Source organism: Arthrobacter sp. P4_F11 (genome assembly GCF_056401395.1).
The window spans coordinates 189896-209656 of sequence record NZ_JBFUJK010000003.1 but is presented as its reverse complement, the minus strand read 5'-3'; the positions used below and the strand labels follow the sequence as shown (position 1 = coordinate 209656).

The 19761-nt window shown below is 62.1% G+C and carries 24 protein-coding genes; 23 read left to right on the top strand and 1 reads right to left on the bottom strand.

Annotated elements, in window-relative coordinates:
* The first annotated feature begins 52 nt into the window (after window positions 1–52).
* The 6 genes from AC1DRO_RS05555 (at window position 53) to AC1DRO_RS05530 (ending at window position 9110) form a co-directional block, all read left to right on the top strand.
* Entirely contained in the window at window positions 53–3952 is a 3900-nt protein-coding gene (locus AC1DRO_RS05555; protein WP_028275120.1) for a DNA-directed RNA polymerase subunit beta', read from the top strand.
* Window positions 3953–4350: 398 nt separating this feature from the next.
* Window positions 4351–4725, top strand: coding sequence for a 30S ribosomal protein S12 (rpsL, locus tag AC1DRO_RS05550; protein ID WP_018773658.1), 375 nt, complete (start codon window positions 4351–4353; stop codon window positions 4723–4725).
* 1 nt (window position 4726) lies between these two features.
* On the top strand, window positions 4727–5197 hold the full coding sequence (gene rpsG / locus AC1DRO_RS05545; protein WP_011692813.1) for a 30S ribosomal protein S7: 471 nt from the start codon (window positions 4727–4729) through the stop codon (window positions 5195–5197).
* A gap of 69 nt (window positions 5198–5266) precedes the next feature.
* Window positions 5267–7381 carry an elongation factor G gene (gene fusA / locus AC1DRO_RS05540; protein WP_028275119.1) on the top strand — a complete coding sequence of 705 codons (2115 nt, stop codon included), beginning with the start codon at window positions 5267–5269 and terminating at the stop codon, window positions 7379–7381.
* Window positions 7382–7649: 268 nt separating this feature from the next.
* A complete protein-coding gene (gene tuf, locus AC1DRO_RS05535) occupies window positions 7650–8840 on the top strand; it encodes an elongation factor Tu (RefSeq protein WP_018773660.1) in 1191 nt (396 codons plus the stop codon).
* A 144-nt stretch (window positions 8841–8984) separates the two neighbouring features.
* Window positions 8985–9110, top strand: coding sequence for a hypothetical protein (locus tag AC1DRO_RS05530; RefSeq protein WP_256860042.1), 126 nt, complete (start codon window positions 8985–8987; stop codon window positions 9108–9110).
* Window positions 9111–9127: 17 nt separating this feature from the next.
* Here AC1DRO_RS05530 and AC1DRO_RS05525 read toward each other — a convergent pair whose 3' ends face one another.
* Window positions 9128–10552: a GH1 family beta-glucosidase gene (locus AC1DRO_RS05525; protein ID WP_476950103.1), complete on the bottom strand. Its 1425-nt coding sequence runs from the start codon at window positions 10550–10552 to the stop codon at window positions 9128–9130.
* A 503-nt stretch (window positions 10553–11055) separates the two neighbouring features.
* Between AC1DRO_RS05525 and rpsJ the strand changes: the two genes are divergently transcribed.
* From rpsJ to rplR, 17 genes are all read left to right on the top strand, one after another.
* On the top strand, window positions 11056–11364 hold the full coding sequence (gene rpsJ, locus AC1DRO_RS05520; RefSeq protein ID WP_003803825.1) for a 30S ribosomal protein S10: 309 nt from the start codon (window positions 11056–11058) through the stop codon (window positions 11362–11364).
* Window positions 11365–11381: 17 nt separating this feature from the next.
* Window positions 11382–12032, top strand: coding sequence for a 50S ribosomal protein L3 (gene rplC / locus AC1DRO_RS05515; RefSeq protein WP_003803812.1), 651 nt, complete (start codon window positions 11382–11384; stop codon window positions 12030–12032).
* A 4-nt stretch (window positions 12033–12036) separates the two neighbouring features.
* A complete protein-coding gene (rplD, locus tag AC1DRO_RS05510; protein ID WP_028275117.1) occupies window positions 12037–12657 on the top strand; it encodes a 50S ribosomal protein L4 in 621 nt (206 codons plus the stop codon).
* Window positions 12654–12959 carry a 50S ribosomal protein L23 gene (gene rplW, locus AC1DRO_RS05505; RefSeq protein ID WP_018773664.1) on the top strand — a complete coding sequence of 102 codons (306 nt, stop codon included), beginning with the start codon at window positions 12654–12656 and terminating at the stop codon, window positions 12957–12959. Before rplD ends, rplW begins: the two co-directional genes overlap by 4 nt.
* Window positions 12960–12988: 29 nt before the next feature.
* Window positions 12989–13828 carry a 50S ribosomal protein L2 gene (rplB, locus tag AC1DRO_RS05500; protein WP_476950102.1) on the top strand — a complete coding sequence of 280 codons (840 nt, stop codon included), beginning with the start codon at window positions 12989–12991 and terminating at the stop codon, window positions 13826–13828.
* A gap of 12 nt (window positions 13829–13840) precedes the next feature.
* On the top strand, window positions 13841–14122 hold the full coding sequence (gene rpsS / locus AC1DRO_RS05495; RefSeq protein ID WP_018773666.1) for a 30S ribosomal protein S19: 282 nt from the start codon (window positions 13841–13843) through the stop codon (window positions 14120–14122).
* A 38-nt stretch (window positions 14123–14160) separates the two neighbouring features.
* A complete protein-coding gene (rplV, locus tag AC1DRO_RS05490) occupies window positions 14161–14526 on the top strand; it encodes a 50S ribosomal protein L22 (protein WP_003803798.1) in 366 nt (121 codons plus the stop codon).
* Window positions 14527–15369 carry a 30S ribosomal protein S3 gene (gene rpsC / locus AC1DRO_RS05485; protein ID WP_028275116.1) on the top strand — a complete coding sequence of 281 codons (843 nt, stop codon included), beginning with the start codon at window positions 14527–14529 and terminating at the stop codon, window positions 15367–15369.
* On the top strand, window positions 15370–15786 hold the full coding sequence (gene rplP / locus AC1DRO_RS05480) for a 50S ribosomal protein L16 (RefSeq protein WP_018773668.1): 417 nt from the start codon (window positions 15370–15372) through the stop codon (window positions 15784–15786).
* A 2-nt stretch (window positions 15787–15788) separates the two neighbouring features.
* Complete coding sequence (rpmC, locus tag AC1DRO_RS05475; RefSeq protein ID WP_018773669.1) at window positions 15789–16118, top strand: 50S ribosomal protein L29; 330 nt, start codon at window positions 15789–15791, stop codon at window positions 16116–16118.
* On the top strand, window positions 16115–16423 hold the full coding sequence (rpsQ, locus tag AC1DRO_RS05470) for a 30S ribosomal protein S17 (RefSeq protein ID WP_018773670.1): 309 nt from the start codon (window positions 16115–16117) through the stop codon (window positions 16421–16423). The genes rpmC and rpsQ overlap by 4 nt, the downstream gene beginning before the upstream one ends.
* A 563-nt stretch (window positions 16424–16986) precedes the next feature.
* A complete protein-coding gene (gene rplN / locus AC1DRO_RS05465) occupies window positions 16987–17355 on the top strand; it encodes a 50S ribosomal protein L14 (RefSeq protein ID WP_003803789.1) in 369 nt (122 codons plus the stop codon).
* Window positions 17356–17358: 3 nt separating this feature from the next.
* The gene (gene rplX / locus AC1DRO_RS05460) at window positions 17359–17718 is read left to right on the top strand and encodes a 50S ribosomal protein L24 (RefSeq protein WP_028275000.1); all 360 of its coding nucleotides are present in this window, start codon (window positions 17359–17361) and stop codon (window positions 17716–17718) included.
* Window positions 17718–18299 carry a 50S ribosomal protein L5 gene (rplE, locus tag AC1DRO_RS05455; RefSeq protein WP_018773672.1) on the top strand — a complete coding sequence of 194 codons (582 nt, stop codon included), beginning with the start codon at window positions 17718–17720 and terminating at the stop codon, window positions 18297–18299. Before rplX ends, rplE begins: the two co-directional genes overlap by 1 nt.
* Before the next feature lie 96 nt (window positions 18300–18395).
* Window positions 18396–18794 (top strand): 30S ribosomal protein S8, encoded by a 399-nt coding sequence (gene rpsH, locus AC1DRO_RS05450; RefSeq protein ID WP_018773673.1) that lies wholly within the window; start codon window positions 18396–18398, stop codon window positions 18792–18794.
* 18 nt (window positions 18795–18812) lie between these two features.
* Window positions 18813–19349 (top strand): 50S ribosomal protein L6, encoded by a 537-nt coding sequence (rplF, locus tag AC1DRO_RS05445; protein WP_011692797.1) that lies wholly within the window; start codon window positions 18813–18815, stop codon window positions 19347–19349.
* 2 nt (window positions 19350–19351) lie between these two features.
* Entirely contained in the window at window positions 19352–19735 is a 384-nt protein-coding gene (gene rplR / locus AC1DRO_RS05440) for a 50S ribosomal protein L18 (RefSeq protein ID WP_018773674.1), read from the top strand.
* Window positions 19736–19761: the final 26 nt, after the last annotated feature.

Sequence of the window (19761 nt, the reverse complement as noted above, 5' to 3'; positions counted from 1 at the left end):
TCCCGTAACCCAAGACTTCAGAATTTAGAGAACAAGAGAGAACAGGGACCATATGTCCAGCGAATCCTCCTTCGGCCTCATGCAGATCGGCCTCGCCACCGCGGAAGACATCCGTGGCTGGTCGTACGGCGAGGTTAAGAAGCCGGAAACCATCAACTACCGCACGCTCAAGCCCGAGAAGGACGGCCTCTTCTGCGAGAAGATCTTCGGCCCGTCCCGCGACTGGGAATGCTACTGCGGCAAGTACAAGCGCGTGCGCTTCAAGGGCATCATCTGCGAGCGGTGTGGCGTTGAGGTCACCCGCGCCAAGGTCCGCCGTGAGCGCATGGGCCACATCGAGCTCGCCGCCCCGGTCACGCACATCTGGTACTTCAAGGGCGTGCCCTCCCGCCTGGGCTACCTCCTTGACCTGGCACCGAAGGACCTCGAAAAGGTCATCTACTTCGCCGCCTACATGATCACGAGCGTCGACGCCGACAGCCGCCACGAAGAACTGCCCAACCTCCAGGTTGAGCACGACATCGAGAAGAAGCAGCTGATCGACAACCGCGACTCGGACATCGCCACGATCGCCCGCGACCTTGAGAACGAGCTTGCCCGTCTCGAAGGCGAAGGCGCGAAGGCTGCCGACAAGAAGAAGGCCCGCGACTCCGCTGACCGCCAGATGGCGAACGTCCGCAAGCGTGCCGACGCCGAAATCGAGCGCCTCGAGCAGGTCTGGGACCGCTTCAAGAACCTCAAGGTCGCAGACCTCGAAGGTGACGAAGGCCTGTACCGCGAACTGCGCGACCGCTACGGCATGTACTTCGAAGGCTCCATGGGTGCCGAGGCCATCAAGAAGCGTCTTGAGAACTTCGACATGCAGGCCGAGTCGGACATGCTGCGCGACATCATCGCCAACGGCAAGGGCCAGCGCAAGACCCGCGCCCTGAAGCGGCTCAAGGTGGTCAACGCGTTCCTGACGACCAACAACAGCCCGCTCGGCATGGTGCTGGACGCCGTCCCGGTGATCCCGCCGGAACTGCGCCCGATGGTCCAGCTGGACGGTGGCCGTTTCGCGACCTCCGACCTCAACGACCTCTACCGCCGCGTGATCAACCGCAACAACCGCCTCAAGCGCCTGCTTGACCTCGGTGCTCCGGAGATCATCGTCAACAACGAGAAGCGCATGCTTCAGGAAGCTGTTGACAGCCTCTTCGACAACGGCCGCCGCGGCCGTCCGGTCACCGGACCGGGCAACCGTCCGCTGAAGTCCCTGAGCGACATGCTCAAGGGCAAGCAGGGCCGTTTCCGCCAGAACCTCCTCGGCAAGCGCGTCGACTACTCCGGCCGTTCGGTCATCGTCGTCGGCCCGCAGCTGAAGCTGCACCAGTGTGGCCTGCCCAAGCAGATGGCCCTGGAGCTCTTCAAGCCGTTCGTGATGAAGCGCCTGGTGGACCTCAACCACGCCCAGAACATCAAGTCGGCCAAGCGCATGGTGGAGCGTTACCGTCCGCAGGTCTGGGACGTCCTCGAAGAGATCATCACCGAGCACCCCGTGTTGCTGAACCGTGCACCTACCCTGCACCGTCTCGGCATCCAGGCGTTCGAGCCGCAGCTTGTTGAAGGCAAGGCAATCCAGCTGCACCCGCTGGTTTGTGGCGCGTTCAACGCCGACTTCGACGGCGACCAGATGGCAGTCCACCTGCCGCTGAGCCCCGAAGCCCAGGCCGAGGCCCGCATCCTGATGCTCTCCTCGAACAACATCCTGAAGCCGTCTGACGGCCGCCCGGTGACCCTGCCGTCGCAGGATATGATCATCGGTCTCTACCACCTGACCACCAAGCGTGTCGGTTCAGCTGGCGAAGGCCGGATCTTCTCCTCGGTCGCGGAAGCCATCATGGCCTACGACCTCCACGAGCTGCACCTGAACTCCAAGGTCAAGATCCGGCTCGAGGGCTTCGTGCCCTACGCCGGCTGGGAAGCCCCGGAGGGCTGGGAGCCCGGTCAGACCACACTGGTCGAGACCTCCCTCGGCCAGGTCATCTTCAACCAGACGCTGCCCGCGGACTACCCGTGGGTTGAGAACGTTGCCGACAAGGGCGAGCTGTCCACGATCGTCAACGACCTCGCCGAGCGCTACCCGAAGGTGATCACGGCGGCAACGCTGGACAACCTGAAGGATGCCGGTTTCTACTGGGCCACCCGCTCCGGCGTGACCGTTGCCATCTCCGACATCGAGGTGCCCACGGACAAGCCGCGGATCCTCGCCGGTTACGAGACCATGGCCGCCAAGATCCAGGGCCAGTACGACAAGGGCCTGATCGACGACGACGAGCGTCGCCAGGAACTGATCGAGATCTGGAACAAGGCAACGAACGAGATCGCCCAGGCGATGCGTGACAGCCTGTCCCCGATGAACACGATCAACCGCATGGTGTCCTCGGGCGCACGTGGTAACTGGATGCAGGTCCGTCAGATCGCGGGTATCCGTGGCCTGGTGGCCAACCCTAAGGGTGAAATCATCCCGCGTCCGATCAAGTCCTCCTACCGCGAGGGCCTCTCGGTGCTGGAATACTTCATCGCCACGCACGGTGCCCGTAAGGGTCTGGCTGACACCGCCCTGCGTACCGCCAACTCGGGTTACCTGACCCGTCGTCTGGTGGACGTGTCGCAGGACGTCATTGTCCGCGAAGAGGACTGCGGTACCGAGCGCGGCCTGATGACGGCCATCGCGGTGGCCGACGCCAACGGCGTCCTCGTCCTGGACGAGAACGTCGAGAACAGCGCCTACGCCCGCACCCTGGCCGTCGACGTCGTCGACTCCAAGGGCAAGGTCCTGGCAGCTGCAGGCACCGACTGCGGCGACGTCGTCATTGCCGAACTGTTCGCAGCCGGCATCACCGAGGTCAAGGTCCGCTCCGTACTCACCTGTGAGTCCAGCGTCGGCACCTGCGCCCTGTGCTACGGCCGTTCGCTGGCCACTGGCAAGACCGTCGACATCGGCGAGGCCGTGGGCATTATTGCCGCGCAGTCCATCGGTGAGCCGGGTACCCAGCTGACCATGCGTACGTTCCACACCGGTGGTGCTGTTTCCGCCAGCGGTGGCGACGACATCACCCAGGGTCTGCCCCGTATCCAGGAGCTCTTCGAAGCCCGTACTCCGAAGGGTGTCGCACCGATTGCTGAAGCAGCCGGCCGCATCACCATCGAAGAGTCCGAGCGCCAGATGCGCCTGGTCATCACCCCGGATGACGGATCTGAAGAGATCGCGTACCCGGTGCTGCGGCGTTCACGTCTTCTCATCGAAGACGGCGATCACGTCAGCGTTGGCCAGAAGCTCATCAACGGCCCGGTCGACCCCAAGCAGGTGCTGCGCATCATGGGTCCCCGTGCCGCGCAGAAGTTCCTGGTGGACGAAGTCCAGGGTGTGTACCGCAGCCAGGGCATCGGTATCCACGACAAGCACGTCGAGGTTATCGTCCGCCAGATGCTGCGCCGCGTCACGGTCATCGAGTCCGGCGAATCGGATCTGCTGCCCGGCGAGCTCGCCGAACGCAGCCGTTTCGAGGAGGCCAACCGCCGCGTTGTGTCCGAGGGCAAGACGCCGGCATCCGGCCGTCCCGAGCTCATGGGCATCACCAAGGCGTCCCTGGCGACCGAGTCCTGGCTGTCCGCAGCTTCCTTCCAGGAGACCACCCGCGTCCTGACGCAGGCGGCCATGGAAGGCAAGAGCGATCCGCTGCTCGGCCTCAAGGAAAATGTCATCATCGGTAAGCTCATCCCGGCCGGCACGGGTCTCCCGCGCTACACCGAGGTCACCGTGGAACCCACTGAAGAAGCAAAGGCCAACCTGTTCACCGGCCCCAGCGCATTCAGTGACTTCTCCTACGACTCGCTGGGCGGCGACGGAGCTCCCGAGTTCCACGCCATCCCGCTGGATGACTACGATCTCGGCAGCGACTTCCGCTGAGCTGAGTGACTGACAGGCCCCGTTCCCACCTCGGTGGGGGCGGGGCCTTTCCAGTGGTAAGCCCCGCCGATTAAGGGCTGGGACCCGTCCGTGTTAGACTTGAGACTAATTGTTATTGTGGCAGTGGATGAGTGCGCCGGTTTGAGTCAGACAGCTTGCAGCTGAAAGGTTCAACCAGGACGACGTTTCCGGTTTGCAGGGTTCTTGTGCAACGTATGCCACATTTTCGCATGCCTAGGGGCAGTTCGGGTCGAAAGTCCTTGGACCCCGGCGTGCGGTCCGACTATTAAGGCTTCGCCTCAGCTGCTCTGGAGAGAACTTCAAAGCTCGGGCGGCGAGGCGCAGCGACAAGAGAGCGGCCGCCAACGGCCGCTCCGGATAAAACGGAGAACACGAGAGTGCCTACGATTAACCAGCTGGTCCGCAAGGGCCGCACGCCTAAGGTCAAAAAGACCAAGGCTCCCGCGCTTAACGGCAGCCCGATGCGCCGCGGTGTTTGCACCCGCGTTTACACGACGACCCCGAAGAAGCCGAACTCGGCTCTGCGTAAGGTTGCTCGCGTGCGCCTCAACGGCGGCATTGAAGTCACCGCATACATCCCCGGTGTGGGCCACAACCTGCAGGAGCACTCCATTGTGCTCGTCCGCGGCGGCCGCGTGAAGGACCTTCCGGGTGTCCGCTACAAGATCGTCCGTGGCGCCCTCGATACCCAGGGTGTCAAGAACCGTAAGCAGGCTCGCAGCCGCTACGGCGCAAAGATGGAGAAGAAGTAATATGCCTCGCAAGGGTCCGGCCCCCAAGCGGCCGCTAGTTCTAGATCCCGTTTACGGCTCCCCGCTGGTCACCCAGCTCATCAACAAGGTGCTGGTTGACGGCAAGAAGTCCACCGCAGAGCGCATCGTTTACGGTGCCCTCGAGGGTGCTCGCGCCAAGTCCGGCGGCGACCCCGTTGCAGCCCTCAAGAAGGCCATGGAGAACGTCAAGCCTTCGCTTGAGGTCCGCTCCCGCCGTGTTGGTGGCGCCACGTACCAGGTTCCCGTTGAGGTCAAGCCGGGCCGTTCCACGGCCCTCGCCCTCCGCTGGCTGGTTGGCTACTCCAAGGCCCGCCGCGAAAAGACCATGACCGAGCGCCTCCAGAACGAAATCCTGGATGCCTCGAACGGTCTCGGTGCCGCTGTGAAGCGTCGCGAAGACACCCACAAGATGGCCGAGTCCAACAAGGCCTTCGCACACTACCGCTGGTAATACTTCCCGGACGCCGCCGGCTCGACTGAGCCGGCGGCGAACGTGCAGTCCATCCGAAAGGGAGACACCGTGGCACAGGACGTGCTTACCGACCTTAGCAAGGTCCGCAATATCGGCATCATGGCCCACATCGATGCCGGCAAGACCACTACTACCGAGCGCATCCTGTTCTACACGGGTGTGAACCACAAGATCGGCGAAACGCACGACGGCGCTTCGACGACTGACTGGATGGAACAGGAAAAGGAACGCGGCATCACCATCACGTCTGCCGCCGTGACCTGCTTCTGGGAAAACAACCAGATCAACATCATCGACACCCCCGGCCACGTTGACTTCACGGTCGAGGTTGAGCGCTCCCTGCGCGTCCTCGACGGCGCAGTCGCCGTGTTCGACGGCAAGGAAGGCGTGGAGCCGCAGTCCGAGACTGTTTGGCGCCAGGCTGACAAGTACAACGTTCCGCGCATCTGCTTCGTCAACAAGATGGACAAGCTCGGCGCTGACTTCTACTTCACCGTCGACACCATCATCAGCCGCCTCGGTGCCAAGCCGCTCGTCATGCAGCTGCCGATCGGCGCCGAGAACGACTTCATCGGCGTCGTGGACCTCCTTTACATGCGTTCGCTGGTCTGGCCCGGCGACGCCAAGGGTGACGTCACCATGGGTGCCAAGTACGAGATCCGCGAGATCCCGGCTGACCTCCAGGCGAAGGCCGAAGAGTACCGCGCAACCCTCATTGAGACAGTTGCCGAGTCCTCCGAGGAACTCATGGAGAAGTACCTTGAGGGCGAAGAGATCAGCATCGATGAGCTCAAGGCCGGCATCCGCAAGATGACGATCAACTCTGAGATCTACCCGGTCTTCTGTGGTTCTGCATTCAAGAACCGCGGCGTTCAGCCCATGCTCGACGCTGTGGTGGACTACCTGCCGAACCCGCTCGACGTCCCGCCGATGATCGGTCACGATCCTCGCGATGAAGAGAAGGAGCTTACCCGTAAGCCCTCCTCTGAAGAGCCCTTCTCCGCACTGGCGTTCAAGATCGCCGCGCACCCCTTCTTCGGCCAGCTGACCTTCGTCCGCGTGTACTCCGGTCACGTGGAAGCAGGCTCGCAGGTGGTCAACTCCACCAAGGGCAAGAAGGAGCGCATCGGCAAGCTGTTCCAGATGCACGCCAACAAGGAAATGCCCGTCGACGGCGCGACCGCCGGCCACATCTACGCAGCGATCGGCCTCAAGGACACCACGACGGGCGACACCCTGTGCGATCCGGCCAACCAGATTGTCCTCGAGTCCATGAGCTTCCCGGAGCCCGTGATCTCCGTTGCGATCGAGCCGAACACGAAGGGTGACCAGGAGAAGCTCTCCACGGCCATCCAGAAGCTCTCCGCTGAGGACCCGACCTTCCAGGTCTCCCTCAACGAGGACACCGGCCAGACCATCATCGCCGGCATGGGCGAGCTCCACCTCGACATCCTGGTGGACCGCATGCGCCGCGAATTCAAGGTCGAGGCAAACGTTGGCAAGCCGCAGGTTGCTTACCGCGAAACCATCAAGCGTGCTGTAGAGCGTCACGACTACACGCACAAGAAGCAGACCGGTGGTTCCGGCCAGTTCGCAAAGATCCAGATCGCGATCGAGCCGCTGGACACCTCAGGTGGCGAGCTGTACGAGTTCGAGAACAAGGTCACCGGTGGCCGCGTTCCGCGCGAGTACATCCCGTCGGTCGACGCCGGCATCCAGGACGCGCTTAACGACGGCGTCCTGGCCGGTTACCCGGTTGTCGGCATCAAGGCGACGCTGATTGACGGCGCTTACCACGATGTTGACTCCTCGGAAATGGCGTTCAAGATCGCCGGCCGTATGGCTTTCAAGGAAGCCGCACGCAAGGCGAATCCTGTCCTGCTCGAACCGCTGATGGATGTCGAGGTCCGCACCCCTGAGGAATACATGGGTGAAGTTATCGGTGACCTCAACTCCCGCCGTGGCCAGATGCAGTCCATGGAAGATGCCCAGGGCGTCAAGGTTATTCGCGCACACGTCCCGCTGTCCGGCATGTTCGGCTACATCGGTGACCTGCGCTCGAAGACCCAGGGCCGCGCTGTGTACTCCATGACGTTCAACAGCTACGCCGAGGTCCCGAAGGCAGTCGCCGACGAGATCATCCAGAAGAACCGCGGCGAGTAGTCCCCAGGACGCCTCGCAGCAACAAGAAAACTCGGGTGCGTCTCCGCCAGCGGAGACACATCTGGTGCAAGTGGCCGGACTCCGGTCAGCTGTAGTCCGGCCAGGCCGGAGTTCGGCCGCCTGCACGAACAGGCTCTAGGCACTAGCATTAGTACCTGAATCTGCAATTTCATCAATCCAAAGCCCCCCAAGTAGACTTACTGGAGTTTCTGCCGCGACAAGCGCGGCCGAAGGGTAAGTCAATTTGAAAACGTTCTAGGAGGAACCTGTGGCAAAGGCAAAGTTCGAGCGGACTAAGCCGCACGTTAACATCGGTACCATTGGTCACGTTGACCACGGTAAGACGACGCTGACGGCCGCCATTTCCAAGGTGCTGTACGACAAGTACCCGACTCTCAACGAGAAGCGTGACTTCGCGTCGATTGACTCTGCTCCCGAAGAGCGTCAGCGCGGCATTACCATCAACATCTCCCACGTTGAGTACCAGACCGAGAAGCGCCACTACGCACACGTAGACGCTCCGGGTCACGCTGACTACATCAAGAACATGATCACCGGCGCTGCTCAGATGGACGGTGCAATCCTCGTGGTTGCCGCCACTGACGGCCCGATGGCTCAGACCCGCGAGCACGTTCTGCTCGCCCGCCAGGTTGGCGTTCCCTACCTGCTGGTCGCGCTGAACAAGGCTGACATGGTTGACGACGAAGAGCTCCTCGACCTCGTTGAAATGGAAGTTCGCGAGCTGCTCAGCTCGCAGGGCTTCGATGGCGACGAGGCTCCGGTTGTTCGCGTTTCCGGCCTGAAGGCCCTCGAAGGCGACCCCGTCTGGGTCAAGTCCGTTGAGGACCTCATGGCTGCTGTCGACGAGTCCGTTCCGGACCCCGTACGTGACCGTGACAAGCCCTTCCTGATGCCGATCGAAGATGTCTTCACGATCACCGGCCGTGGCACCGTTGTTACGGGCCGCGCCGAGCGTGGAACCCTCGCCATCAACTCCGAGGTCGAGATCGTCGGCATCCGCCCGGTCCAGAAGACCACGGTTACCGGTATCGAGATGTTCCACAAGCAGCTCGACGAAGCATGGGCCGGCGAGAACTGTGGCCTCCTGCTCCGCGGTCTGAAGCGCGACGATGTCGAGCGTGGCCAGGTTGTCGTCAAGCCGGGTTCCATCACCCCGCACACCGACTTCGAGGCTAACGTCTACATCCTCTCCAAGGACGAAGGCGGACGTCACAACCCGTTCTACTCCAACTACCGCCCGCAGTTCTACTTCCGCACCACGGACGTAACCGGCGTTATCACCCTGCCGGAAGGCACGGAAATGGTTATGCCCGGCGACAACACTGAGATGACCGTTGCGCTCATCCAGCCGATCGCAATGGAAGAGGGCCTCGGCTTCGCTATCCGCGAAGGCGGCCGCACCGTTGGTTCAGGACGCGTCACCAAGATCATCAAGTAATTACTTGCCGATCTGATGCTTTGCCCCTGATCAGCCAGCCGTCTGGCAGCTGACCAGAGGATCGGGAACAGCCCCGCTGCACTTGCAGCGGGGCTGTTCCTTTTAAGTTCCTGATACCTTTGCAGGAAGGGAAGGGAGCTCACCATGGGCTGGTTCATTTTTCTGCTGATCGCCGCCGCGGTCGTCGTCGCGTTCTTTTGGGCGAAGAGGCACTTCCGCCAGGAGATCGAGCGCGCCAAGCGCATCAATAGGTCCAACCGCAACCAGTAGCACGGGCCGGGCGGGGCTCAGGCCCGGCGTGCCCGCGCGAGGGCCTGGTACCAGTAGTACGAGTCCTTCGGCGTGCGCTTGAGGCTCGTGAAATCGACGTGCACCAGGCCGAAGCGCTGCGAGTAGCCGGCCGCCCATTCGAAGTTGTCCATCAGCGTCCAGACGTAATAGCCGAGCAGTTCGACGTCGTGGGCCACGCCCCCGGGGGAGGTGGCCTCCACCGCCTGGCTCAGGTGTGCGGCGAGATAGCTGATCCGGCCGGCATCGGGAATGGGGCCGGTGACGTGGTCCGGTTCGGGGAAGCTCGCCCCGCTCTCGGTGATGTAGAGCGGCGGCAGCGAGGACCCGTACCGGTCCTTCAGCTCCCGGAGCAGGATCCCCAGGTGGTCCGGAGCGACCGGCCAGCCGAATCCTGTGCGTTCATACTCCGGGAACGCGGCCATGTGGAACGGGACTTTCAGCATCGCCTCCGCGGTTGCCGAGGGGCTGTCGACGCCGCGTCCCGTGGCCACCTTCACGGGGTAGTAATAGTTCAGGCCGTAGAAATCCAGCGGCTGGTGGATCGTGTCCAGGTCCGCGTCGCTGATGCTCCGCATTGAACGGAACCACGGCCGGGCGATCAGCGGCAGCCGGGGAAAGCGGCCCAGAAGGATCGGGTCAGCGTAGAGCCGGTTCAGCACGAAGTCGAACACCCTGGCAAGCATCCTGTCTGTTGGCGAACCGGAAGCAGGCCGGACGGGGGAATGCAGGTTCGCGACGCCGACGGCGCCGGCGACGCCCTGCGCGCGCAGCGCCTGAACCGCCAGCCCGTGCCCCAGGAGCTGATGCCGAACCGACGGCAGGGCATCGAAGAGCAGGCCGCGGCCGGGCGCGTGCACGCCCAGGGCGTAGCCGTTCAGGGTAACCGAGGCGGGCTCGTTCAGCGTCACCCACTGCGCCACGCGGTCGCCGAACCGCTTGCCGGCGGCCGCGCTGTACTCGGCGAACCGTTCCGCCGTCGAACGGTTCATCCAGCCGCCCCGGTGCTCGAGGGGCAGCGGCGTATCCCAGTGGTAGAGAGTGGCCATGGGGGAGATGCCGGCGGCGAGGAGCCGGTCGATCAGGCGGTCGTAGAAGTCCAGGCCGGCCGCATTGAAGCGGCCGCTGCCCTCGGGCTGGACCCGCGGCCACGAGATCGAAAAGCGGTAGGAATCGATCCCGAGATCGCGCATCAGTTCGATGTCTTCCTCGGCGCGGTTGTAGTGGTCGCAGGCCACGGCGGGGGAGTGCCCATGCAGGATGTTGCCGGGCTTTTCGGCAAAGGCGTCCCAGCCGGAGGGCCCGCGGCCGCCGGCGGCGAGGCTGCCCTCGATCTGGAAGGCCGCGGAGGAAACACCCAGGGTGAATCCGGGGCTCAGGCGTGCGGCGAGGGCCTGAACTGCTACAGAGTCCTGCACAGTCATGCCCCTATCATCCATTCGCCGGCGATTCAGGACAATGGCCCTCCGGCAGTGATTGCAATACGGCGATTGCAGTACGTTGCCTGCCCGGCTGCACGGCTGCGCTTGCAGTGCAGTGATTGCACCGCTGCGATTGCAGTACTGTGGCTGCACGGCCGTGCAAAGGGGCTGATTCGCTTCTGCCCGTAAATTCCGGCATACTAGATGAGTTGTTCAAGCGCTCTTTCGCGTCCCGATCCGGATAATGCCGGATGCCAGGGTCCAAGTGAGAGACCAAACATAACCCACTCCCCATGGAATTGCGGACTCGTACGTGTGAAAACATGCGACACGCCCGACCGCGGGGGTCGGTTGCGTCGGCAGGTTGAGGAACCCGGATCATTCCGGATTCAGCTTGTGCGGCGGGTGGTAGTCACGACTTCAAATGCTTCGGCAGCCATACAACTAGTAAGTGAACAGGGCAGCCCTAATCAGGGGAAGCACAGACTGAAAGAGAGTCAGGCGACATGGCGGGACAAAAAATCCGCATCCGGCTGAAGTCATATGACCACGAGGTCATCGACGTTTCAGCACGGAAGATCGTTGAGACGGTCACGCGCGCAGGCGCAACTGTAGTTGGCCCCGTGCCGCTGCCGACGGAGAAGAACGTTTACTGCGTTATTCGCTCTCCGCACAAGTACAAGGACAGCCGCGAGCACTTCGAAATGCGCACGCACAAGCGTCTTATCGACATCATCGACCCCACGCCCAAGGCTGTTGATTCGCTCATGCGTCTCGACCTGCCGGCCGACGTGAACATCGAAATCAAGCTGTAGGGAGGTGCTGAGAGACTATGACCGCAACCCGTAACGTAAAGGGCCTGCTGGGCACGAAGCTCGGCATGACCCAGGTCTGGGACGAGAACAACAAGCTCATCCCCGTCACTGTGGTCCAGGCTGACTCGAACGTCATCACGCAGCTGCGCAACGCAGAAACTGATGGCTATGTCGCCGTTCAGATCGGCTACGGCCAGATCGATCCCCGCAAGGTCACCAAGCCGCTGGCTGGTCACTTTGAAAAGGCAGGCGTCACGCCTCGCCGCCACGTCGTAGAACTGCGCACTGCAGATGCTGACTCTTACGAGCTGGGCCAGGAGCTCTCCGTAGAGCTCTTCGAAGCCGGCCAGAAGATCGACGTCGTTGGCACCACCAAGGGTAAGGGCTTCGCCGGTGTTATGAAGCGTCACGGCTTCCACGGCGTTGGAGCTTCCCACGGTGCCCACAAGAACCACCGTAAGCCCGGTTCTATCGGTGGCGCATCCACCCCGAGCCGCGTCTTCAAGGGCATGAAAATGGCCGGCCGCATGGGCGCCGTTCGTCACACCACGCTGAACCTCACGGTCCACGCGGTTGACGTCGAGAAGTCGCTGCTCCTGATCAAGGGCGCCGTTCCCGGCGCCCGCGGCCAGGTCGTACTCGTACGCACCGCCGTGAAGGGAGCCTAGTTCAATGACTAGCACTGTCAAGGTTGACCTGCCTGCAGAGATCTTCGACGTACAGACCAACGTGCCGCTGCTGCACCAGGTCGTCGTTGCCCAGCTCGCTGCTGCTCGCCAGGGTACCCACAAGACCAAGACCCGCGCCGAGGTTTCCGGTGCAGGTCGCAAGCCGTTCAAGCAGAAGGGCACCGGCCGCGCCCGTCAGGGTTCCATCCGTGCTCCTCACATGACCGGTGGTGGCGTTGTCCACGGCCCCACGCCGCGTGACTACAGCCAGCGCACCCCCAAGAAGATGATTGCTGCTGCACTGCGCGGCGCACTCTCGGACCGCGCCCGCAACGGCCGCGTCCACGTCGTTGCTGACCTGGTTGCCGGCTCCACGCCGTCCTCCAAGGAAGCACTGGCAACCCTGCGCGGAGTTTCCGAGCGCAAGAACCTGCTCGTTGTCATTGAGCGCGCCAACGATGTTGCTGCACTGTCCGTGCGCAACCTCGAGGAAGTTCACGTTCTGTACGCAGACCAGCTGAACACCTACGACGTTCTCGTTTCCGACGACGTAGTCTTCACCAAGGCTGCCTACGAAGCATTCGTTGCTGACAAGGTTGCAAAGAACGAGGAGGATGCCAAGTGAGTGCAGCCACCATCAAAGACCCGCGCGACGTCGTGCTTGCACCCGTTGTCTCGGAAAAGAGCTACGGCCTGATCGACGAGGGCAAGTACACCTTCCTGGTGGACCCCCGCTCGAACAAGACCGAGATCAAGCTGGCCGTGGAGAAGATTTTCTCCGTCAAGGTCGAATCGATCAACACCATCAACCGTGCCGGTAAGCGCAAGCGCACCAAATTCGGCTGGGGTACCCGCAAGAACACCAAGCGTGCAATTGTGAGCCTCAAAGAAGGCACTATCGACATCTTCGGCGGTCCGCTTTCATAGCGGAGACCACTTTAACGAGGAAATAAATTATGGGAATCCGTAAATACAAGCCGACTACCCCGGGCCGTCGCGGCTCGAGCGTAGCGGACTTCACTGAAATCACGCGGTCGACGCCGGAAAAGTCGTTGGTACGTCCCCTCCCGAAAAAGGGTGGCCGTAACAACTCCGGTAAGATCACGACCCGTCACAAGGGTGGTGGACACAAGCGCCAGTACCGTCTGATCGACTTCCGTCGCCACGACAAGGACGGCGTCAACGCCCGCGTTGCCGAAATCGAGTACGACCCGAACCGCACGGCTCGGATCGCCCTCCTGCACTACATTGATGGCACCAAGCGTTACATCATCGCCCCGAACAAGCTGTCCCAGGGCGACTTCGTAGAGGCCGGCGCCGACGCTGACATCAAGCCCGGCAACAACCTTCCGCTGCGCAACATCCCGGTCGGTACCGTAATCCACGCAGTCGAACTGCGTCCGGGTGGCGGCGCCAAGATGGGCCGCTCCGCCGGCGCATCGATCCAGCTCGTTGCAAAGGAAGGCCGCTTCGCCCAGCTGCGTCTGCCTTCCGGCGAAATCCGCAACGTTGACGTGCGCTGCCGCGCAACCGTCGGCGAGGTCGGCAACGCCGAGCAGTCGAACATCAACTGGGGCAAGGCCGGCCGTATGCGGTGGAAGGGCGTTCGCCCGACCGTCCGTGGTGTCGCCATGAACCCGGTTGACCACCCCCACGGTGGTGGCGAGGGTAAGACGTCCGGTGGACGTCACCCCGTCAACCCGAACGGTAAGCGCGAAGGCCGCACCCGCCGTCCCAACAAAGAGAGCGACAAGCTTATTGTTCGTCGCCGTCGTACTGGCAAGAACAAGCGATAGGAGCCTGGACACATGCCACGCAGCCTGAAAAAAGGTCCTTTCGTTGACCAGCACCTCTTTGTAAAGGTAGCCAGGGAAAACGAAAAGGGCACCAAGAACGTCATCAAGACCTGGTCCCGCCGTTCGATGATCGTCCCCGACATGCTCGGCCACACGATCGCCGTACACGACGGACGCAAGCACATCCCCGTGTTTGTCACTGAGTCGATGGTCGGGCACAAGCTCGGCGAATTCGCTCCCACGCGGACATTCCGCGGCCATGTCAAGGACGACCGTAAGGGCAAGCGCCGCTAGGCGCCTGCACTTACGTCAAAGACGAGAGAAGGAAAGCAATGGAAGCCAAGGCAATTGCGCGTCACATCCGCGTAACGCCTATGAAGGCCCGGCGCGTCGTCAACCTTGTTCGTGGTAAGCAAGCGAATGAGGCTCTGGCAATTCTGAAGTTTGCCCCCCAGGCAGCTTCGGAGCCGGTATTCAAGGTAGTTCAGTCGGCAATCTCCAACGCCCGGGTCCTCGCGGACCGCGACGGCGTGGCGTTTGACGAAGGTGACCTCATCATCAGCGAAGCGTTTGTTGATGAAGGCCCGACCATGAAGCGGTTCCAGCCGCGAGCCCAGGGTCGTGCATTTCAGATCAAGAAGCGCACGAGCCACATCACCGTGGTAGTCGCTACCCCGGAGAAAGAGGAGGCTCGCTAAGTGGGACAGAAAGTTAACCCGCACGGGTTCCGACTCGGCATCACCACCGATCACGTATCGCACTGGTTCGCCGACAGCACCAAGGCCGGCCAGCGGTACAAGGACTTCGTTCGCGAAGACATCCGTATCCGCCAGCTCATGTCCACGGGCATGGAGCGCGCCGGTATCGCCAAGGTCGAAATCGAGCGCACCCGCGACCGTGTCCGCGTGGATATCCACACGGCACGTCCGGGCATCGTCATCGGCCGCCGCGGCGCTGAAGCAGACCGCATCCGCGGCGAGCTTGAGAAGCTCACGGGCAAGCAGGTTCAGCTGAACATCCTCGAGGTCAAGAACCCCGAGATGGAAGCCCAGCTTGTTGCCCAGGGCGTTGCTGAGCAGCTGACTTCCCGCGTGGCATTCCGCCGTGCGATGAAGAAGGCCATGCAGTCCGCACAGCGCGCCGGTGCCAAGGGCATCCGGATCGCTTGCTCGGGTCGACTGGGCGGCGCAGAAATGTCCCGCTCGGAGTTCTACCGCGAAGGCCGTGTGCCCCTGCACACCCTGCGTGCGAACATCGACTACGGCTTCTACGAGGCCAAGACCACCTTCGGCCGCATCGGCGTGAAGGTCTGGATCTACAAGGGCGACGTCACTGCCAAGGAACTGGCTCAGCAGGCAGCTGCTGCTCCGTCCCGTGGCCGTGCCGGCGACCGCCCGGGCCGCCCGGGTGGCGCCGACCGTGGTGACCGCCGCCGTCGTCCCGACCGCCCCGCAGCCGAGGCAGCACCTGCCGCCGAAGCTCCGGCTGTCGAAGCCGGTGCCGCAGGCACGGCACAGTCAGTAGAAGGAGGACAGGCTTAAATGCTTATCCCACGTCGAGTCAAGCACCGTAAGCAGCACCACCCGGGTCGTTCCGGCGCTGCTACGGGCGGCACCCAGGTCTCCTTCGGTGAGTGGGGCATCCAGGCGCTGAGCCCGGCCTACGTCACGAACCGTCAGATCGAATCTGCCCGTATCGCGATGACCCGCCACATCAAGCGTGGCGGAAAGGTCTGGATCAACATTTACCCGGACCGTCCGCTGACGAAGAAGCCGGCCGAAACCCGCATGGGTTCCGGTAAGGGTTCTCCGGAATGGTGGGTCTCAAACGTCAAGCCGGGCCGGGTTCTCTTCGAACTCTCCGGTGTCAGTGAAGAGGTAGCTCGCGAGGCCCTGCGCCTGGCAATCCACAAGCTGCCGTTGAAGGCACGCATTGTGCGTCGCGAAGGTGGTGAGTAGAAATGGCAGTAGGATCCAAGGAACTTGCATCCGCACAGCTGGACGGTTTCGACAACGAGCGTCTCGTTGAAGAACTCCGCAAGGCCAAGGAAGAGCTGTTCAACCTGCGTTTCCAGTCCGCCACCGGTCAGCTGGAGAACCACGGTCGTCTGCGCGCGGTAAAGAAGGACATCGCCCGCATCTACACCGTTCTCCGTGAGCGCGAGCTCGGCATTCGTGCCGAGGTTGCCGCACCGGTTGTGGAAGCCAAGGAAGAGAAGAAGTCCAAGAAGGCTGCAACCAAGAAGGCTGAGAAAGCTGAAACGGTTGAATCCGAGGAGGATGCCAAGTGAGTGAAAAGGACGAGAACGTGACGGAAACTGTTTCCGACGCAGCCAAGGCTGACGAGCGCGGTTACCGTAAGACGAAGCGCGGCTACGTCGTCTCGGACAAGATGGAAAAGACCATCACTGTCCAGGTCGAAGACCGCGTGAAGCACGCCCTCTACGGCAAGGTCATCCGCCGCAACGCCAAGATCAAGGCTCACGACGAAGAGAACAGCGCCGGCATCGGCGACCTCGTGCTCCTCGCCGAGACCCGCCCGCTGTCCGCTACCAAGCGGTGGCGTCTGGTCGAGATCCTCGAGAAGGCCAAGTAACACCTGCACCTCGTGTCTGGTGATACAGCAGAAGCCCTCGTTCCCCTTTGGGGGAACGAGGGCTTCTGCGTTGCCCGCAGCCGCCGCAGCCGGCAGCCTGCGACCGGCGGCAGCCGTTTACCGTGCTCGTCGGGCGGAGCAGCCTTTGGGGGCTGACGACGCCGGCGGGCCGGGTTCCAGGGATGCGCGGCGGCGGGCGGGCCCAAAGCCTGTCCGGCGTAACGGCGTAACGGCGTAACGGCGTCGCGGCTGCGGGGGAGGGGTGTGCAGGTTCCATGGCTGTGATATGGGGATACGCCTAAAACGTGCTAAGATTTTGAGTTTGTATGGCGCCTTTTGCGCGCCGTCATCAACCTCGTAAACAATCGTGCCACGGCATAGTGCCCCCTTGCGCCCCGACTCGTCGGGAACCGCCTGGGAAGCAAATGTTTTTGGCACGGGCGTTTAGGCCTGGTCTGGCAAAATCCAGGCAGGTCAAGAGACACCCCGATCAACCGTTCCGCAAGGCTCATTCCGTAGGAAGATTTTCGGTCTGAGAACCAGCGCGACGCAAGGAGTAAATAGTGATTCAGCAGGAGTCGCGACTCAAGGTCGCCGACAACACGGGTGCTAAGGAAATCCTTACCATTCGCGTTCTCGGTGGATCTGGCCGTCGCTACGCAGGCATTGGCGACGTAATCGTCGCTACCGTCAAGGACGCAATTCCGGGCGGCAACGTAAAGAAGGGCGACGTCGTCAAGGCTGTCATCGTCCGTACCAAGAAGGAACGCCGCCGTGCGGATGGTTCCTACATCAAGTTTGACGAGAACGCAGCCGTCATCCTGAAGAACGACGGTGACCCCCGCGGTACCCGTATCTTCGGACCGGTTGGTCGTGAACTTCGCGACAAGAAGTTCATGAAGATCGTTTCTCTGGCTCCGGAGGTGCTCTAGTCCATGGCTAAGATCAAAAAGGGTGACCTCGTTCAGGTCATCACTGGCGCCAAGGCTGAGCGCGGCGGCGACAAGGGTAAGCAGGGCAAGGTTCTGCGCGTATACCCGGAGACCAACCGCGTGTTGGTTGAAGGCATTAACCGCGTAACCAAGCACACCAAGGTCGGTCAGTCGCAGCGCGGCACCAAGACCGGTGGCATCGAGGTCGTCGAGGCTTCGATCCACATCTCCAACGTGGCTCTGGTTGACCCGTCCACCAAGAAGCCCACCCGCGTCGGTTTCCGCACCGAGACCGTTGAGCGCGATGGCGTGAAGCGTGACGTGCGCGTCCGCGTGGCCAAGAGCTCAGGGAAGGACATCTAATGACTGAGACTCTCGAGACTCCGGCAAGCAAGATCGTTCCTCGTCTGAAGACCAAGTACGCCGATTCCATCAAGAACACGCTGACTGAGGAATTCAAGTACCAGAACGTCAACCAGGTTCCCCGCCTGGTGAAGGTCGTTGTGAACATGGGTGTTGGAGATGCCGCCAAGGACTCCAAGCTGATCGACGGCGCTGTCCGCGATCTGACCCTGATCACCGGCCAGAAGCCGCAGGTAACCAAGGCCCGCAAGTCGATCGCACAGTTCAAGCTGCGCGAAGGCATGCCGATCGGTGCACACGCAACTCTGCGTGGGGACCGCATGTGGGAATTCCTGGACCGTCTGGTCACGCTGGCCCTGCCGCGTATCCGCGACTTCCGTGGCCTCAGCGGCAAGCAGTTCGATGGCAACGGCAACTACACCTTCGGTCTGACCGAGCAGGTTATGTTCCACGAGATCGACCAGGATTCCATTGACCGCGTTCGCGGTATGGACATCACCGTCGTGACCACTGCCAAGACCGACGACGAAGGCCGCGCGCTGCTGAAGGCGCTTGGCTTCCCGTTCAAGACCGAAGACTAATCTAGCTACGTAAAAGGTCCGCCCGCGCTCCATTCCGAACTCTGTTCGGGACAAAGAGCACGGCGGAAACCGTTATGAGGAAGGGCAAGAGCCCACATGACAATGACAGATCCCGTCGCAGACATGCTTACGCGTCTGCGCAACGCTAACTCGGCATACCACGATTCCGTGACCATGCCGTACAGCAAGCTCAAGGCACGCGTTGCCGACATCCTGAAGGCTGAAGGTTACATCGCCTCCTGGAAAGAAGAAGACGCTGAGGTTGGCAAGAAGCTGACCCTCGAGCTCAAGTTCGGTCCGAACCGCGAGCGTTCAATCGCTGGCGTTCGTCGTATTTCCAAGCCGGGACTGCGCGTTTACGCAAAGTCCACCAACCTGCCGCACGTGCTCGGTGGCCTGGGTGTCGCAATCCTGTCCACCTCTTCCGGCCTCTTGACTGACAAGCAGGCCGGCAAGAAGGGCGTGGGCGGCGAAGTCCTCGCTTACGTCTGGTAACGGGAAAGGAAGAGAATAATGTCACGTATTGGACGTCTCCCCATCACCGTTCCTGCCGGCGTTGAGGTCAAGGTTGACGGCTCTGTCGTCAGCGTCAAGGGTTCCAAAGGCGAGCTGAGCCACACTGTGGCCAGCCCGATCGAGGTTTCCCTGGAAGATGGCACCCTGACTGTCGCCCGCCCGAACGACGAGCGCGCCTCACGTTCGCTGCACGGCCTGACCCGCACCCTGATCGCCAACATGATCCAGGGTGTCACCGCAGGCTACGAGAAGAAGCTTGAGATTGTCGGTACCGGTTACCGCGTCCAGGCCAAGGGTTCTGACCTGGAGTTCGCTCTGGGCTACAGCCACCCGGTCAACGTCTCGGCACCGAACGGCATCACCTTTGCAGTTGAGACCCCGACCAAGCTCTCTGTTTCAGGTATCTCCAAGCAGCAGGTCGGCGAGGTTGCTGCCAACATTCGCAAGCTGCGGAAGCCGGACCCCTACAAGGGCAAGGGCATCCGTTACGCAGGCGAAGTCATCCGCCGCAAGGTCGGAAAGGCTGGTAAGTAACCATGGCGATCGCAATTAACAAGAAGCGTACGAACAAGAGCAAGTCTGCCCAGCGCAGCCGCCGCCAGCTTCGTATCCGCAAGCGCATCTCCGGTACGGCTGTACGCCCGCGTCTGGTCGTCAACCGCTCCGCACGTCACGTATTCGTCCAGGTTGTCGATGACACCAAGGGCCTGACCGTGGCAAGCGCCTCCACACTGGAAGCCGACCTTCGTGCATTCGACGGTGACAAGACCGCCAAGGCCAAGCGCGTTGGCGAACTGGTCGCCGAGCGTGCCAAGGCTGCCGGTATCGAAGCAGTTGTCTTCGACCGCGGTGGTAACAAGTACCACGGCCGGATCGCCGCCGTCGCTGACGGCGCACGTGAAGGTGGGCTGGCACTGTGACCGAAAATAACGAAAAGGACATTCAG